We start from the raw sequence: 17,617 nt of genomic DNA on the forward strand, positions 1-17,617 counted from the left end.
ACCAAATCAGCGCAATACATGCGCGTCGCGCTGTCGGCGAGTATAGCCGACGCGGTCAAAATATTCCAATAGTTGTATGCTGCGTTTTCTTCCTAGGCCGGTGGCGTCGCGGAAAGCTGCGGCACTGACTGTTTTTTCCGGGTGCTCTTGCACTAATGTTGTGATCACTTGCTGTAATTCATCAATGCGCGCTGGATGATAAAACAGATCGCGAATCACTTGATAGACTAAGCCCCGTTGACTTAATTTACGCAAGACTGTGCGTACTTCGACCTCATCGCTATTCAATTCGCGTGCCATATCGCGCACCCACGGTGGGTTGTATGCGCCAGCTTCCAACAGAGGCAGCAACTGCGCAGCCAATGCTTGTTCCTGTTCGCCCAAGGTAATCACGTGTTCTGGCATATGCAGATACGCGCCCTGCTGAAGCATGGTTTTATTGGCGCATACTTTGTCCACTAGCCAGCGCCACAAGACATCGTCTATATCGGGTTCTACGATGCGTTTGAAACGCGCAATTTGTGGTCCGATTTCATCCGGTGAGCTCGTATGAAATGTCCGTAAGGCCTCCAGCATCCTCAAACATAATGCATCTACTGCTGTCTTTGAAATCAGCAGCGCATCGTCACCACGCAGTTTTACTTCGCTCACATCATCAGGCAAGTTCAACAGCGGAACATAAGACAAGCGCAGCAAGGCTGAACGTTGCAAACCCAATGGACTGGCAGCCAGCAAAGCACGCACATCGGCGGTTGTAATAAACGCTTTCATCGCATCCAGCCAGGCATGACGTGCAGGGCCGCGCCGTTTTCGTGTTGGTCCAAAGGGATCTAGTACCTGGCCACCGCCAATAGTGCGCGTTGCCTGCGCGTTACGTATCACAAAACGCTCGCCCGGCATGGCATGTACTGGCGCATCCAAAACGATTTGCACACGCGCTTGTTGTCCCGGTGTCAGCGTATCGCCTTCTAACAAGGCAACATGGGCAGTATGATGCGCTGCGCCCAGATGGAGATGAATCTGCGACCAAGGCTTCAGGATTAGACCAGCATCGGCTAACAACGACAATTCCACGTCTATTCGTACTGAACATGCCGCCAGTGACGGTGCGACGATCCAGTTTCCACGCGAAATCCGCTCGCGCTCGATACCCGTCAGATTTAACGCTAAACGTTGTCCGGCATGGCCGGTACTAGCAACCTGATTTTGAGCGTGAATGCTACGTACTCTGACACTCTCGCCAGAAGGTGCGAGTACCAGGCTATCGCCAATATTGACCTTGCCAGCCAACGCTGTGCCGGTAATGATGGTGCCGTGACCTGCCAGGGTAAACACCCGATCGATCGCAAGACGAAATAGCTGATCGTCACGATGATGTGCGGTTTCCTGCGCGGCACATTCGAGATGCTGGCGTAAAGCAGCAACACCGCTATCGTTGGCGAGATGCGCTTGCGTGTGGAAAATAGGCGCGCCGGCGAACGGTGTCGCGGCAAGCAAAGCAGTAATTTGCTGTTCAACTGCGTGTACTTGCGCGGCATCGACCCTATCTACTTTGGTCAGAGCCACGGCTCCTCTGCGTATCCCAAGCAGTTCAAGAATCGCCAGATGTTCCTTAGTTTGCGGCATCACGCCATCATCGGCAGCAATCACCAGCAAGGCAAAGTCAATGCCCGCAGCGCCAGCGGCCATGGTGTGTATCAGTTTTTCGTGACCGGGAACATCAATCAAACCAAGAATTTCGCCATTTTGTAATGGCGTGTAGGCATAACCTAATTCGATAGAAATACCGCGTACTTTTTCTTCTTTGAGACGATCGGTATCAACGCCCGTCAATGCTTTGGTTAACGTGGTTTTACCGTGATCTATATGTCCTGCAGTGCCTACGATCATGAATGCGTGGAGTTTAATTGCGCTAGTTGTTCCAATTGCGCGATGAAGCCTTGCTGATCTGCACTTTCAAGACAACGCAAATCCAGCCACAAAGTATCGCGTGAAATGCGGCCTAATACCGGGCGCGGCAATTCCCGTAGCATTTTTTCCAGGCGACCCAGGGGATTGCTATGCTGATTCGCTGCAGTCGTGCGCAATGCCAATCCAAAGCTAGGCAACTGATCAATCGGTAATGCACCACTGCCAATCTGGCTCATCAATGGTTCTGTGCTGACTTCATATTCTGCGCCAACCATGCGCTGCAAAATGGGTTGCATCATTTCTGCTTGCGCACGCATCTGCGCTTGCGGGCGCGTCAACAGTCGCAGTGTGGTTAAGCGCTCAGCCAATAATTCCGGGGCTTTATATAAACGCAATACCGGTTCTAGTGCGGCCAGTGTCAGTTTACCGACCCGTAACGCGCGTTTAAGCGGATTACGTTTGATTTTCGCGATCAAATCGGCGCGACCGACGATCAATCCTGCTTGCGGCCCTCCGAGTAATTTATCGCCACTAAACGTCACTAAATCAGCGCCTGCCGCGATCGTCTCGCGCACAGTGGTTTCACGCGGCAAACCATATTCCGCAAGATCGACCAGCGTCCCGCTCCCCAAATCCACTACGGCAGGAATTTTGTGACTGCGGCCAAGCGGTACTAATTGCTCTAATTCGACCGATTTAGTAAAACCGGTAATCGCATAATTACTGCAATGGACTTTCATTAACAAGCCCGTGTTTTCTGCAATGGCGCTTGTGTAATCAGCCAAATGGGTGCGGTTGGTGGTCCCGACTTCGCGCAGTACGGCGCCAGCACGTGTCATGATATCGGGGATGCGAAAAGCACCGCCGATTTCTACCAATTCACCACGCGAGACGACGACTTCTTTATCCTGCGCCAAAGTATTCAACATCAGCAACACGGCGGCAGCATTATTGTTGACTACGGTGGCAGCCTCCGCACCGGTTAACTCACACAATAAGGATTCGACCAAATCGTCCCTATCGCCACGCTTGCCCGTGCTTAAATCGAACTCCAGATTCATCGGCGCAGTGAGCGCAGCCACCACCGATTGCACCGCTTCATCCGGTAACAAGGCACGCCCAAGATTGGTATGCAATACCGTGCCGGTCAGATTAAAAACCTGCTTCATCGGCGAACTCGTCGCACGGATGAGCTGATGTTCAAGCTGCGCTGTCAGGCTAGTGATGCTGATCTCAGAAGCGGGCTTTCCAGTCAACATTGCCGCCCGCAACTCTGCTAACAAGACCCGCAATGCTGCCAGTGTCTGAGTGCGTCCATATTGCGCTATCAATGGCAAACAGCTTGCATCGGACAACACCGCATCAACCGATGGCAGATGCACTGGATTTATTGGATTGACGCCATGCGCTGTATCTGTGCCGGCTTTCATAGTCATATAGACTCTCCAAACCATAGCAAAGGATGACCGCTGGCACGCGCGTAACCCGCTTCGGTGACCAGTACGTCGAGCATTAGCGATGCCAAATCATCTGCCAGCGGTTCGACATCATAATCATGCTCTTGATTGAAAATCTTACGGTAGGTATAGCAATCATCGCAGGTTTCTGCGCGCGCTACTTTTTGCGGATCATTGGCTTTATTCTCTGGCTTTTCGGTGATGATGGTCGTCGATGTCGCGTCATCATCCGGTGCTAAACTTTGATAGGCAATCTTGCCATTTTGTTCGCAATGTGAACATTTCACCCGCACCATATGCCATTCGCTGGCGCACAAACTGCATTGCAAATAGCGATAGCCCTGCGACTGCCCACCGATACGTATCACGCTCGCAACCGGATGCGAACCGCAAACGGGGCACAGTGTACCAATCTCCAACGTCGGCACGTCTGGCAAATTCAGTTTACTAGCTTGCCACGTCCATAACACTTGCAATGCGGCGGCAATAAAAGGCGCTTGCGATGGCGTCAGGAACTCTGTGCGCTGTGTCAATACCGCATCAGCCAGGCTTTCCAATACGGCAGGCTCAAGCCCAAGCAGTTCAGTACTGATCGCAGTGATGTACGGCGAAGGATGCGTGGTTTGCAGCTGGGTCAGTAAACGCGTCAGTATGTTGCGCCAGATGGCTGGGCGTTCGGCGGAGATCAACAGCGGTGGCATCGCGTGCTCTCGTGCCAAAGCTATGGCTGCCTGATCTGGCAGTGGCGCATCATCGCTTGTCAGCGTAACAAATATCGCCTGTTGCGCATCCACCAACGCCGCCATTAATGATAAATATCCACTGAATTCAGGGCTGACTGGCGTGCCCTTGATCTCGTTTGCCGCCAGACGACGCAAACGTGCTGCGCGGGCCTTGAATACACTATCCGCAGCTGGCAAGCGCAAACGAGGAATGGCATTGTGGTCGAGCGATTCAATCTCGCCGCGTTCTAGTATCCGTTGTACCAAAATGTTCCTCTACAAATATATAAGTTAGCGCGACTTCTTCACCATTTTTTCAAACCATCTTGGGTGATGCTTACGTGCCCATCCTAATGTGACCGTTCCGCGTATCATTGCGCCAAAAGAGCCTTTAATCCACAGCGCAGCATAAACATGAACGATGATCCCGGTGATCAGAACAAAGGCGCAAATGGCATGTAACAGCGCAGCCGCACGAATAATCGGAATCGGGAAGTACATCGCAAAATAAGCACGCCAAATCACAATACCAGACAACAGCAAGCCAAGCATACAGGCAATCAGCGTAAAAAACAGGAGCTTCTGACCCGCGTTATAGCGCCCCATTTTTGGCAGCTTGTCTTCCCGATTATTGAGTACGTCCGGCATTTGCTTCAACCACTGTATATCTTCTGGTTCGATTTTATTGTCGCGCCAAAAACGATGCACCAAAATCGCAAAAGAGACAAACATCACCAGTCCGATAAACGGATGCAAAATACGCGTCCATTGTCCGCCGCCCAGCACGTTGGACAACCAGAACATAGAAGGATGAAATAATGACAAGCCTGATATTGCCAGCAACACAAAACAAATCGCAGTAATCCAGTGATTGCTGCGTTCATTAGGTGTATAGCGCTCAATCAATGGCGATGAGGTTTTATCATTGTCCATGCTGATTCTCCTGACCATCCTGGCTCTTATTGAGCAAAGCCTGCGCAGCCGCTTGGGCTTCGTGCTCTTCTTCCTCGCTCACCTCACTAGGACCGACGCGGGTGTAATGGAAGAAGCCAGCCAATGCCGCCGCAGCCATACCAGCAACCGCTAGCGGTTTGGCAAAACCCTTCCAGAAACCCACCATATAACTGATGTGAGGATTGTTGGGTAGTTTGTGATAAATCGATGGCTTGTCAGCATGATGCAGTACGTACATCACGTGCGTGCCACCAACCCCTTGCGGATCGTACAAGCCAGCATTAGGGAAGCCGCGTGTTTTCAAATCCTCGACGCGCTCTGCCGCATGCTGCTTCATGTCATCTTTGGTACCAAACACAATCGCACCGGTAGGGCAAGTTTTAACGCAAGCAGGCTCCTGACCAACAGCCACCCGATCTGAACACAAAGTGCATTTATATGCGCGGTGATCCTGCTTGGAAATACGCGGCACATCGAACGGACAACCAGCGACGCAATAACCGCAACCTATGCAATTTTCCTGATGAAAATCGACAATGCCATTGGTGTACTGAACAATTGCACCCGGAGCAGGACAAGCTTTCAGGCAACCCGGATCTTCGCAATGCATGCAACCGTCTTTGCGAATCAGCCATTCGAGATTTTGCTCTTCGTTTTCATATTCGGTGAAACGCATCACCGTCCATGATTTATCGGTCAAATCGCGTGGATTATCATATTCACCAGTAGTGACGCCAATTTCATCCCGCAAGTCATTCCATTCCATGCACGCGGTTTGACAGGCTTTGCAGCCTATACATTTGGTGACATCAATCAGCTTGGCGACCGTGCCGGTGACCGGCACGCGCACCGACGGCGGTTGCACCGTCGTTGCCGAAAGGCGTTTAATGTCTAATGATTGAAATGCCATTTTGGGCTCCCTCGCTAGTGTTATGTTGAACACATCGCTTGATGGTTCTCATCTGCCGCTGCCTCATGCCTTCTCCACTTTCACCAGGAACGATTTGAATTCTGGTGTCTGCGAATTGGCATCGCCCACTACCGGCGTCAAGGTATTGACGAGGTAACCTTTTTTAGTCAAACCAGTAAAGCCCCAATGAATTGGCAAACCAACGGTAAACATTTGCTTGCCTTCAATCGTCAACGGCTTAATCCGTTTAGTGACCACCGCTTTGGCAATAATGTGACCGCGTTTCGAACTCACTTTGACACGATCACCAGCCACCACGCCGACTTGTTTCGCATGCTCTTCGCCAATTTCAACGAATTGCTCGGGCTGAATAATCGCATTCAAGCGCGCATGTTTAGTCCAATAGTGGAAATGCTCGGTCAAGCGATAGCTGGTCGCAATATTGGGATAATCCTCATGCTTACCAAACATGGCTCTGTCATCCGGGAAGACACGGGCACCAGGATTATTGGTCGCCAGCGGATTTTTCGGATGCATCGGGTTATAACCAACCGGTGTATCAAACGGTTCGTAATGTTCCGGGAACGGCCCTTCAGCCATTTGATCCCGTGCGAAGAATCGCGCCACACCTTCCGGCAGCATAATGAATGGCCCCATGCCGTTTTCTGGCGGTTCATCCACTTTAAAATCAGGAATGTCCGAGCCACTCCAGGTGTTGCCATTCCAGGCAATCAGCTTGCGTTTAGGGTCAAACGGTTTCCCTGCGAGATCGCACGAAGCGCGGTTGTATAACACCCGGCGATTCACTGGCCATGCCCATGCCCAATTAAGGGTTTGACCTATGCCAGTCGGATCACTGTTGTCACGTCGTGCCATCTGATTACCAGCCGGCGTCCATGCACCGCAGAAAATCCAGCAACCGCTTGTCGTGCTGCCGTCATCACGTAACTGTGCGAAAGAAGTTAACTGCTCGCCTTTTTTTACCAATACTTTGGTTGCATCTTTAGGATCGGTTAAGTCAACCAGCGCTTTACCATTGAATTCCTTGGCCAGCTCATCCGCTGTCGGATTTTCTGGATTGGCGTAAGGCCATGCCAGGTTGACAATCGGATCTGGGAATTTACCGCCATCCTTTTTATACATATTGCGAATGCGCAGAAATAATTCCGACATGATTTCAATATCGCTACGCGCATTTTCTGGTGGTTGTGCACCCTTCCAATGCCATTGCAACACACGCGATGAACTTACCAGAGAACCGTCTTCTTCGGCAAAACATGAGGTCGGCAAACGGAATACCTCGGTCTGAATTTTGCTCGGATCGACGTCATTAAACTCGCCATGCGATTTCCAGAACTCGGCCGTTTCCACCGCCAACGGATCCATCACGACCAAAAACTTCAGTTTGGACATGCCTTCCGTGACTTTTTTCTTGTTCGGTGCCGACGCCAGGAAATTGAAACCTTGCGCGATATAGCCATTCATTTTGCCTTGCCACATCAGCTCAATGGCTTGCAACAAATCGTATGGTTTATCGAGTTTAGGCATATAGTCGTATGCCCAATTATTTTCCGTCGTAGCCGCATCTCCCCACCAGGTTTTCATCAAACTGACGTGGAATTTGCGATAGTTTTGCCAATAGCTAAGTTGATTAGGGCGTAGCGGCTTGCTGGCACGTGCACCAATATAAGCCTCGAAATCCTGCTCTTTTTCGGAAGGTAAAGTCATATACCCCGGCAGCAGATTCGACATCAAACCGAGATCGGTCAATCCTTGAATATTGGAGTGTCCGCGCAGCGCATTCATGCCGCCGCCGGCAATGCCTATATTGCCCAGCAATAGCTGCACCATCGCCCCCAAACGGATGGTTTGCGCGCCAGTCGAGTGGTGAGTCCAACCCAATGCATACAAGATAGTTCCGGCACGACCGGGCACCGCCGTTGATGCCAACAGCTCAGCCACTTTATGGAATTTATCCGGCGGCACACCACAACTGCGCTCAACCATTTCTGGCGTGTAGCGGGCGTAATGTGCTTTCATCAATTGATAAACGCAACGCGGGTGCTGCAAAGTCAGATCGATTTTGGCATAACCATCGGCACCCATTTCATAGTTCCAGGAACTCTTGTCGGGATAACCACCTTTGGCTTCATCATAGCCAGAGTAAATACCGTCTTTGAACGCAAAGTCCTCGCGCACGATAAACGGCATATCGGTGTAATTCTTGACGTACTCGTGTTGGATCTTATCGTTGGTCAACAAATAATTGATGATCGCGCCGAGGAATACGATATCAGAACCGGTGCGTGTGGCAACGTAATAATCGGCCACCGAAGCAGTACGCGTAAAGCGTGGGTCGACCACGACCAACTGCGCTTTATTGTGCGCCTTGGCTTCTGTCACCCATTTAAAACCACAAGGATGTGCTTCAGCAGCATTGCCACCCATGACCAGAATCACATCGGCATTTTTGATATCTACCCAATGATTCGTCATCGCTCCACGGCCAAACGTCGGGGCAAGACCTGCCACCGTCGGACCATGTCATACACGCGCCTGATTATCAAAAGCCAGCATACCCATGCTGCGAATTGTTTTATGCGTCAGATAGCCAGTTTCATTGCTGGCCGCTGATGCCGCTAACATCCCGGTGGTTAACCAGCGGTTGACCGTTTTACCGTCTTCGGTTTTCTCAATGAAATTGGCATCCCGATCAGCCTTCATCAGTTTGGAAATTCTATCGAGAGCGTTATCCCAGGAAATTGTTTCCCACTTATCGCTGCCTGGCGCCCGATATTCCGGCTCCTTCAAGCGATTTGGGCTGTGGATGAAATCGATCAGGCTGGCGCCTTTAGGGCACAAAGTACCGCGATTGACCGGGTGATCAGCATCGCCTTCGATATGAATAATGGAAGACACCGCATTTTTAGCACCATCGCCCAAACCGTACATCAAGATGCCGCATCCGACTGAGCAGTATGGGCAGGTATTACGGGTTTCGGTGGTGCGGGAAAGTTTATATTGACGGACTTCCGCCAGCGCTTCTATCGGCGCAAAGCCGAGCAGTGCGAGACTGGATCCTGCCAAAGTGGTGCCAGTGACCTTCAAAAACTGGCGCCGCGACATTTGATTCATGATGCCTCCAGTGAGGTAATGAAAAAACAAAAACATGTACTGCGCAACACTATGGTAGAAGCCACTTTATTAGTATAAGCGCTTTTTACAGAAATATTGCAGACAGTCATTTCAGAATTCGGGGCCCAAAAAAAATAGCCTATTAAAGTCAATTAACAGGTCATTCCGAAATTTACAAAATACAGGAACATTAGTAATTAACCAATACAGTGTACATTATGTGTCGTCAATCGAAAACCCATTTCGTCAGAAATCAGGCTGGCCTGGCCGCCAACCGGCAATGTCACTTTATCGCGAATATGTCCAAATGGCAGCCCTGTCAAGATTGGTGCCGCAATGTGCTCGCGCAAAAAGGCCAGCATACTGTCGAAGTTATAGCCATTCTCGAAATCGGCTAAGCGATAACCTGAAAAATCGCCGAGAACAATAGCCCGTTGCTTATCCAGAATTCCCGCATATTGCAATTGCAGCATCAAGCGTTCAATCCGGAATGGGTGTTCGCCAATATCTTCGAGGAAAAGAATGCCGCCTTCTATTTGCGGGAAATAAGGTGTGCCGATGCAGTGATTCAGCATCGCCAGATTACCGCCCCACAACGTACCGCTAACCTCCACGGAGGGATTATTTAATGCCGCTACTTGTATTGTGTGTTCGCTTTGGCGCATACATTGCCAGAAACTGGACATCGTAAATGCACTTAATTCGACCTCGCCAAAATCGCTGCACACCATAGGGCCGGCAAAACTGGAAAAGCCGGTTTTTGCCAACAAAGCCAGATTAAAAGCCGTGAAATCGCTATGACCCACAAACCGTTTTTGACTAGCCGCGATACGTTCAAAATCCAATAACGGCAATATACGCGACAGACCGTAACTACCGCGCACGGCCATGACTATCTGTACTTGCGGATTATCTATCGCCGCATAAATTTGCGCGATGCGCCCGGCATCAGTACCGCCGAAGCGCTGGTATTTTTCTGCCGGGTCGTAATAGTTATACACCACGCAGCCTTGCTGTTGTAGCGCAGCAATTCCGCGTGCCAGCGATGGTTCGTCCACCACATAACCGCTGGGGGCGATGATGGCTACGCCGATGGGCGGTGAAGAAATAGCGGTCTGATGTTCGACCTGGATTTCAGTCTTGGAATTAGCATTAAGCGCGTTAGCGTCAAGCGGAGTTTTTGGAAGAATTTTGGTCACGGTAATGTTGTTGCGCCTGACGGCGCTCTGCAAAAAATTGTTTTAGCAGTGTGACACATTCTTCACTCATTACGCCACCGGTCAATCGCGTATGGTGATTCAATTTTTCTTGTTCAAACAAATTCACTACCGAGCCGCAGGCACCGGTTTTAGGGTCGCTGGCGCCGTACACCACACGTGCCAGACGCGCGTGCATCATAGCGCCGGCACACATCACGCATGGCTCCAGAGTAACGTACATTTCACAACCCGGCAGACGATAATTGCCAAGCAAACTTGCTGCCGCACGCAAGGCCATGATCTCTGCATGCGCAGTCGGATCATGATTACCGATAGGTTGATTAAAGCCGGTTGCAATCACGACGCCATCCTTGACAATCACAGCGCCCACCGGCACTTCGCCCAAAGTCCAGGCATTCTCTGCCTGCTCAAGAGCTTGTTGCATGTAAATAGTGTCGCGCTTAGCTTCATACGCGTCGTCAGGGAGTACAGAAAGATTCATGGTAAATCAGGCATCTTCAGAAATCTCAGCCCAACAATTTGGCGTTTCATGCAACACCAGTTTTTGCAAATGCAAGCCAGTACCGTAATGATCTTTGTAAGCCGCTTTGAGAATATCGTAAGCGGTGCGCGCCAGATTTTCCACTGTGGGAATACGATCAATGATAACGGTTTTATGATTTGGCAATGTGGTCAAAAAATCACGAACGGCAGTATCTTTTTCGTAGACCAAAAATGCATGATCCCAGACATCAACCAGATGCTGTTTTGCCAGCGTTTTGATGTCAGAGAAATCCATAATCATGCCATTGTCGGAGCTACCTTCAACTTCGATAACGTTACCCACCAAGGTGATTTCGAGCGTGTAACGATGCCCATGCAAGTTGCGGCATTGGCTTTTATGGTCAGGGATACGATGACCGGCATCGAATTCTAATTTGCGGGTGATAGTTAACATTGGATTTTTCTACTCTAATGAATGGCTTACGAAAAATTGCTCCAGCGACGAATTCGGCTAACCCTGACGACGAAGACAGTACGTTAATATGGCAAGGAGGAGCAACGACGCTGGGACAATTTCACGTAAAACTAAGGGATATTCAGCAGCTTATGCGTTTGGATACTCAACTTCCATTTTGGATTGCGTCTGCACATGTTAATTGCCAGCTTTAGATTATCTGCCAATAACGGTCCATCCATGGCCTGCAAATAGAAATGATCAAAATCAAGCGCTTCATATGCTGCTAACGGCTGGCCTGGCTGTGGAATCACCACTTTCAGCTCGTTCCCCTTATGGACTTTCAGTTCTGAGCCCATTTTAGGGCTGACACAAATCCAATCGACACCGGCAGGCACTTCTATCGTGCCATTGGTTTCAATCGCGATTTCAAAGCCGACTGCATGCATGGCATCGATTAACGCCGCATCCAATTGCAGCAACGGCTCACCACCAGTGAAAACCACAAATTTACTGGCTGTATACGTCGTCGGCCACTGAGCATTGATAGTCTCTGCCAAGGCTGTCGCATCTTTAAATTTGCCACCGCCCTCGCCGTCTGTGCCAACAAAATCCGTATCGCAAAACTGGCAGATCGCTTTACTGCGATCTTCTTCACGACCGGTCCATAAATTACAACCACTGAAACGACAAAACACCGCAGGGCGACCGGCATGCGTGCCTTCGCCTTGCAGTGTGTAAAAAATTTCTTTGATGCTGTAGGTCAAAATGATCTCTCGGATAATAAGAGTTTCCAAAAAACTGCTTGGGCCAGGCGCGCCGGCGTGGGCAGTACAACTGCACGGCAAGACGGGCTAACAATGCATAAGCAGTTTTTTGGCAGCACTTGCAAGTCAATGCAAATACATAACCCTACATTATAAACCAGCAGCAACTCGTCGATTAATTATGGCAATAATTACATCAATACCACATCCCGTTGTGGTGCCAACTGCTTTATCAATTCAGGAGGAAGAAGCGGTTGCGCTTTGAAATAGATGCACTCGCATTTTGAAAACAACTCTGCCGTCCACTCGACAAAAGCGCGGACTTTGGTCGATAAATGGCGGTTTTGCGGGTACAGCACATACATCGGCCTAGTCGTCGAGGGATATTCACCCAACACGATTTGTAATTGACCGCTACCTATATATTCCGGCACCAGGAATAGCGGCAATTGCAGTATGCCTAATCCTGCCAGGCCGGCAGCAATACACGCATCAGCATCGTTCAAGGCCAGGCGCTGGCGACTATGCACCGCGGTTTTCTCGCCATTGACCATGTACTCGAAAGGAAAAATCTTGTTCGTTTTAGAAAAAAAGTAATTCACCAACATGTGACGTTCTAAATCACTGGGCACTTGCGGTGTGCCAAATTTGGCCAGATACGCTGGCGTCGCACAAGTGACTAACTGATAGTTACCAATACGTCGCGCCACCAACGATTCGTCGAGAATTTCTCCACCACGGATGACGCAATCGACACCCTCTTGCAACAAATCCACGGGCCTGTCACTACAACCAACTTCCAAATCGATATCAGGATAACGCGCAAAAAAATCACCCAACGCGGGCACAATGATCCGCCGCCCAAGCGAACCCGGCACATCCACACGCAAGCGCCCTTTTGGGGTTGTCGTCGCACTGCTAACCGCAGCTTCGGTTTCTTCCAACTCGCCAAGCAGCCGCACCGCCCGCTCGTAATAAGCAGCGCCATCTTGTGTCACGCTGACATGGCGCGTAGTACGGTTTAACAATTTGACATGCAAACGCTTTTCCAACGCCAACACCTGCGCCGATAAAGTAGCCTTAGGCATTTTCAATGACGCTGCAGCCTGAGTGAAACTGTTCAGCTCCACCACCCGCGTAAACGCCAACATTGTGTCGAAACGATCCATTTAGCGACCCTATCCCTTATCCCGTTTATTGCCACAAAGAAGCAAATTTTAGTCTATTTGTGTTTATTTTTTTGATGATGGTGAATTCGTAGATTTACTCGTAGTCTTTGCAGCATCAAGGCTGCAGGTTTTGAAGTTGTTTTTGAACTGTCCCGCATTGGACGTTGCCAAATGTGCCAACTGTTATTCGGGAATTATGGGAAGACATGTTTGAGCGCAGCGAGTTGGTCTTCCCATCCGAATAACAGCTGGCACATTTGGGGACCCGCCTGCGGCGGGCAACGGCTCTGCGGTCGCCTTCTTTTTGGTTACTTTTTCTTGGCGAAGCAAGAAAAAGTGACTAGCTGTCGGGCTACCCCCGACATTGCCAGCCCCACGGAGTAATGCAGTGCAAGAATCCCTTTAAGCATCAGGCTTACTAAGCCACCGCCAACACCCCACTAGACCGCAACCTAGCCACATCCCGCGCAGGCGGCGATCCAAACAACCGATTATATTCACGACTAAACTGGGACGGACTTTGATATCCCACCAAATGTCCCGCAGTTGCCGCATCCGCCATTTCCGTAAACAACAAACGTCGCGCTTCTTGCAAGCGCAATTGCTTTTGATACTGCAGAGGCGACATCGCTGTCACCGCTTTGAAATGATGATGTAAAGATGAAACGCTCATGTTAGCGATGCGCGCCATATCCTCTATCCGCAACGTCTTGTTGTAATCACGTTTAATCAAATCTATCGCTTTTGAGATGTGCTTAGCCTGACTATCAGACATGACAATCTGCCGCAAAATCTCCGCCTGATCATCTTGCAACAAGCGATAAATAATTTCACGCATTGCCATTGGTGCCAATACAGAAATATCTTCCGGCGACGTCAACAAACGTACCAAACGTAAAACTGCATCAAGCAGTGAAGCGTGCAGATTACTGACAAACATGCCACATCCTGCCGTAGTGTTTTTCGACGGCGGCGATGGTTGAGATTTCAGTGTCATCAATAATTCACCGATCTGCTGAGGATCAAGATCTATGCGCAATCCTAGATAAGGTACTTCCGGCGTCGCTTCCACCACCTGTCCAACAACAGGCAAATCCAGCGACACCACCATATATTGCCCTGCACTATAGTAAAAAACTTCGTCTGCCAGCATGGTTCGCTTCAAACCTTGCACGATGATGCAAAAAGCCGGCTTATGGACGGTATGCACTGGCGCACTCGGTTGATCTATTCGCGCCAAAAACAAAGACGAAATCGGCGTCTCATAGACACCAGCAGTTTTGGCATATTGTGCTATTAACTGTTTCAGCTCGGCTTGCTGCGAAATTAACGCCATTTGATCTGATACCGGCTTTTGATCGCTTGTATTCATTAGTTTCCCTACCTTTCCTTGCATTTCCCGTGAGTTAGTGCAGAACAAGATAGCTAGAAGTCTACCTTGCTCTTCCTTTTACCGGATGCCTTTTGGCAATGATTTGCAGAATCAGGCAAGAAACTAGCAGTATCCGGCTACCGTGGTCGGAATGCCAGCGCGTATATTTACACTCCATATGCAACCCTGTTCGCATGTTTATAAACGACCGGCCTGAATAAAATATTGTCCAGAAAATCCAGACAGTTCTTCCCGATTTACCCCTCTTATCTTTCTTTTTGGAACGCCTATACTGATATCAAGGTTTCCGCATCGCATCAAAAATACGCTAAATGGAGGTTGTCATGAAATTGCACTTCCCTCACCCCATGCATCATATGCAGCACCATGAAAAACATTCGCACCCTTATTTAATTAGCCTCGTCATTGCGGTGTTGTTGAGCTTGATCGCGATGTCATCGCTGGCAACGATACAGCCATGGTTGCAAGAAATCGTTGACGGTGCGATGACAGGTGGCGTCATGTTAGGCGACGAAACAACCTCGGTTGTCGGTCTGTTGCAAACATCAGAAACGGCGTCTGCCTCGTCAGCAGCTATATCAAAATAATTATTGTAAAACCGGATACCGGCCTGAGTTCACCATGACGCAATTGCACACAACATCTACGGCTGTCACATCGTTAATAGCACCACTGGTGACATCTTTTAGATCGTCGACAGCAACAGAACGTGAAATCGGCATGCATGTTTTTGGTATCAGAAGCACGCCGGCTACGTCGAAGACAACGGTGCCATTAGTGCTGTACTTTCATGGCGGCTTGTTTAACAAAGGAACAGTAACCGACGCAACAGGGATTGCGCAGGTGATGGCGAAAAATGCAGCGGTGGTATGCGTGGCCTATCCGTTAGCGCCTGAGTGCCACTTCCCTGACACTTTGGACATTGCATTGGAAGCGCTGCAATGGAGTTATGCCCATGCCGCGCAATTTGGTGCCGATGCGCAGGCTCTGTTCGTTGCTGGCGATCAGGCCGGCGGCAATCTGGCGGCGGGACTGACGATGTTGGTACGCGATAGAAATGCATTTACCAAGTTGCGTGGGCAAATTCTTATCTGCCCATTGCTTGATCCGCTACAAACCACACTGTCTATGGTGGCTGCTGATGACTGCCCATGCCAGCAGGCGTGGCGTGATTATTTACCGGCTGTCAGCGATAAAACCCATCCATATGCAGCGCCCCTGCACTCAAGGCGTTTGAGTGGTTTGCCGTCAGCATTAATCATTACCGAGGCTTCGGACCCGTTGCGGGACGAAGCTGAACAATACGCAGCAAAGTTAATTGCTGCTGGCACGCCAGTACAAGTGCGGCGCTTTGTCAGTACTAAAAGCAACACGGACACCGCTGTTGAAAAAAATCGCAGTCTGGTAAATCAACAACACAGTTGCTTTGCCTCGGCCACAGAAACCGCACGGCAGTTTGTTGCAGATTCAATCTAAAGAAATACGAAAACAGGGCTAGTTGTCGCTTTTTTTGCTCACGATCTCATACGTCGATATCGATGACCAAATTAGGTGCCCCCGGTCATCTCCGGACTTCACTCTTTGCTTTTTTTTGCTCGTTTTTTCTGAACGAAAAATACGACAGCCGGTCCTGTTTTTCGCAAGTCCGAATTTAAATAAATCACAGGGAAAATAAATGAAAACATCATCACCGTTATTGTCTAAAAAAAACGTCGTCATCGCCATCGGTGTTCTGATTGTTTTGGCCGCCGGCGGTTTAACATTGAATAGCCGTGCAGCCAAATCACCCGCTGCAAGTGCCCCACCACCAGCTTCGGTTTCAGTTGCCAAAGCGCTGGAAAAATCTGTTACTGAATGGGATGATTTTTCTGGTCGGGTGGAAGCGATAGAGCGCGTGGAAATTCGCCCTCGTGTGGCTGGCACCATAGACGCAGTGCATTTCCAAGAGGGTCAACTGGTTAAAAAAGGCAGCTTGCTATTCACCATCGATCCACGCCCTTATCAGGCAGAATTGGCACGCGCCTCGGCAACGCAAGCCGGCGCACAAGCCAGCCTGGCTTTAGCCAAAACTGAACTGGATCGCAGCCGCCGCTTGATCGACGAGCACGCGATTGCCCAAAGCGAGTTGGATCAGCGTAACAACGCTGTCCTGGAAGCCGATGCCAATCTAAAAGCAGCACAGGCAGCAGTACAAACGGCCAAACTTAACCTGGAATATACGTCCATCACCGCGCCCGTGAGCGGCCGAGTTTCACGCGCAGAAATCACGGTTGGCAATCTGGTTGGCGCAGGCGCAAATACGCCCGCATTGACTACAGTGGTCTCCGTTTCACCGGTGTACGTCAATTTTGAAGTTGATGAGCAAACCTATATCCGTTACGCCGCCAACGGCGCTGCAGGCAATTCTGGCATCAGTCGTTTGCCGGTGTCGATTGGATTGGCAAACGAACAGGGCTATCCGCATCAAGGGCGCATCAAATCGTTTGATAATCGGCTCGATACAGCTTCCGGCACGATGCGAGTGCGCGCCGAGTTTGACAATGACAACGGTTTACTCACGCCCGGTATGTTTGCCCGGGTTCGTACTGGCGGTTCGGCGGCAGAAACCGTGGTTTTGATCGACGACAAAGCAGTGGGAACCGATCAGGATAAAAAATATGTCATGGTGGTCAATAGCGACAACAAAGTAAATTATCGTCCAGTCGCACTCGGTCCAATGGTCGATGGCATGCGCATCGTCCGCTCTGGATTGAATAAAGATGAACGCATCGTCGTCAATGGTTTGCAGCGGATTCGCCCTAACGATGTCGTGACGCCAGTGATGATCTCGATGGACACCAGTGTCGCATTGGGGAAACCATCGGCTACGGTGGCGATGAAATAAGCCCTCTCGCCCTCTCCTGATACGGGAATACAGGAGAGGGAGCAAACCGCCGGTTTGCTAAAAATGCTAGCAACGCCGCAACATTTTGACTCCACGCATACGCGAGGATGGGGCGGCTTTTTGCGCGAACTTCGTCTTCACATCATTATTCAGAAAAG

At 50.0% G+C, this 17,617-nt stretch carries 15 protein-coding genes; 3 read left to right on the top strand and 12 right to left on the bottom strand.

Going from position 1 to position 17,617, the window contains the following annotated elements:
- Positions 1-6: 6 nt before the first annotated feature.
- The 12 genes from selB to GEV47_RS03980 form a co-directional block, all read right to left on the bottom strand.
- Positions 7-1,890: a selenocysteine-specific translation elongation factor gene (gene selB / locus GEV47_RS03925; protein ID WP_153233366.1), complete on the bottom strand. Its 1,884-nt coding sequence runs from the start codon at positions 1,888-1,890 to the stop codon at positions 7-9.
- Positions 1,887-3,347: an L-seryl-tRNA(Sec) selenium transferase gene (selA, locus tag GEV47_RS03930; RefSeq protein ID WP_153233367.1), complete on the bottom strand. Its 1,461-nt coding sequence runs from the start codon at positions 3,345-3,347 to the stop codon at positions 1,887-1,889. The genes selB and selA overlap by 4 nt, the downstream gene beginning before the upstream one ends.
- Entirely contained in the window at positions 3,344-4,357 is a 1,014-nt protein-coding gene (gene fdhE / locus GEV47_RS03935) for a formate dehydrogenase accessory protein FdhE (protein WP_153233368.1), read from the bottom strand. Before fdhE ends, selA begins: the two co-directional genes overlap by 4 nt.
- A 24-nt stretch (positions 4,358-4,381) precedes the next feature.
- Positions 4,382-5,023 (bottom strand): formate dehydrogenase subunit gamma, encoded by a 642-nt coding sequence (locus GEV47_RS03940; RefSeq protein WP_153233369.1) that lies wholly within the window; start codon positions 5,021-5,023, stop codon positions 4,382-4,384.
- Positions 5,013-5,954 (bottom strand): formate dehydrogenase subunit beta, encoded by a 942-nt coding sequence (fdxH, locus tag GEV47_RS03945; protein ID WP_153233370.1) that lies wholly within the window; start codon positions 5,952-5,954, stop codon positions 5,013-5,015. Before fdxH ends, GEV47_RS03940 begins: the two co-directional genes overlap by 11 nt.
- A 63-nt stretch (positions 5,955-6,017) precedes the next feature.
- Positions 6,018-9,089, bottom strand: a complete 3,072-nt coding sequence (fdnG, locus tag GEV47_RS03950) for a formate dehydrogenase-N subunit alpha (protein ID WP_153233371.1) — start codon at positions 9,087-9,089, stop codon at positions 6,018-6,020.
- A gap of 197 nt (positions 9,090-9,286) precedes the next feature.
- A complete protein-coding gene (ldcA, locus tag GEV47_RS03955; protein WP_407646203.1) occupies positions 9,287-10,198 on the bottom strand; it encodes a muramoyltetrapeptide carboxypeptidase in 912 nt (303 codons plus the stop codon).
- 58 nt (positions 10,199-10,256) lie between these two features.
- Complete coding sequence (tadA, locus tag GEV47_RS03960) at positions 10,257-10,790, bottom strand: tRNA adenosine(34) deaminase TadA (protein WP_153233373.1); 534 nt, start codon at positions 10,788-10,790, stop codon at positions 10,257-10,259.
- 6 nt (positions 10,791-10,796) lie between these two features.
- A complete protein-coding gene (queD, locus tag GEV47_RS03965) occupies positions 10,797-11,246 on the bottom strand; it encodes a 6-carboxytetrahydropterin synthase QueD (RefSeq protein WP_153233374.1) in 450 nt (149 codons plus the stop codon).
- Between the two features lie 131 nt (positions 11,247-11,377).
- Complete coding sequence (gene queE, locus GEV47_RS03970) at positions 11,378-12,013, bottom strand: 7-carboxy-7-deazaguanine synthase (protein ID WP_153233375.1); 636 nt, start codon at positions 12,011-12,013, stop codon at positions 11,378-11,380.
- Between the two features lie 191 nt (positions 12,014-12,204).
- A complete protein-coding gene (locus GEV47_RS03975) occupies positions 12,205-13,182 on the bottom strand; it encodes a LysR family transcriptional regulator (RefSeq protein WP_153233376.1) in 978 nt (325 codons plus the stop codon).
- Between the two features lie 418 nt (positions 13,183-13,600).
- Entirely contained in the window at positions 13,601-14,554 is a 954-nt protein-coding gene (locus tag GEV47_RS03980; protein WP_153233377.1) for an AraC family transcriptional regulator, read from the bottom strand.
- 344 nt (positions 14,555-14,898) lie between these two features.
- Between GEV47_RS03980 and GEV47_RS03985 the strand changes: the two genes are divergently transcribed.
- The 3 genes from GEV47_RS03985 to GEV47_RS03995 all read left to right on the top strand — a co-directional run bounded on the left by GEV47_RS03985 (position 14,899) and on the right by GEV47_RS03995 (position 17,459).
- Positions 14,899-15,162, top strand: a complete 264-nt coding sequence (locus GEV47_RS03985; protein ID WP_153233378.1) for a hypothetical protein — start codon at positions 14,899-14,901, stop codon at positions 15,160-15,162.
- A 34-nt stretch (positions 15,163-15,196) separates the two neighbouring features.
- Positions 15,197-16,051: an alpha/beta hydrolase gene (locus tag GEV47_RS03990; protein ID WP_153233379.1), complete on the top strand. Its 855-nt coding sequence runs from the start codon at positions 15,197-15,199 to the stop codon at positions 16,049-16,051.
- A gap of 199 nt (positions 16,052-16,250) precedes the next feature.
- Complete coding sequence (locus GEV47_RS03995; protein ID WP_153233380.1) at positions 16,251-17,459, top strand: efflux RND transporter periplasmic adaptor subunit; 1,209 nt, start codon at positions 16,251-16,253, stop codon at positions 17,457-17,459.
- Positions 17,460-17,617: the final 158 nt, after the last annotated feature.

Source organism: Glaciimonas soli (genome assembly GCF_009497155.1).
Classification (GTDB): domain Bacteria; phylum Pseudomonadota; class Gammaproteobacteria; order Burkholderiales; family Burkholderiaceae_D; genus Glaciimonas; species Glaciimonas soli.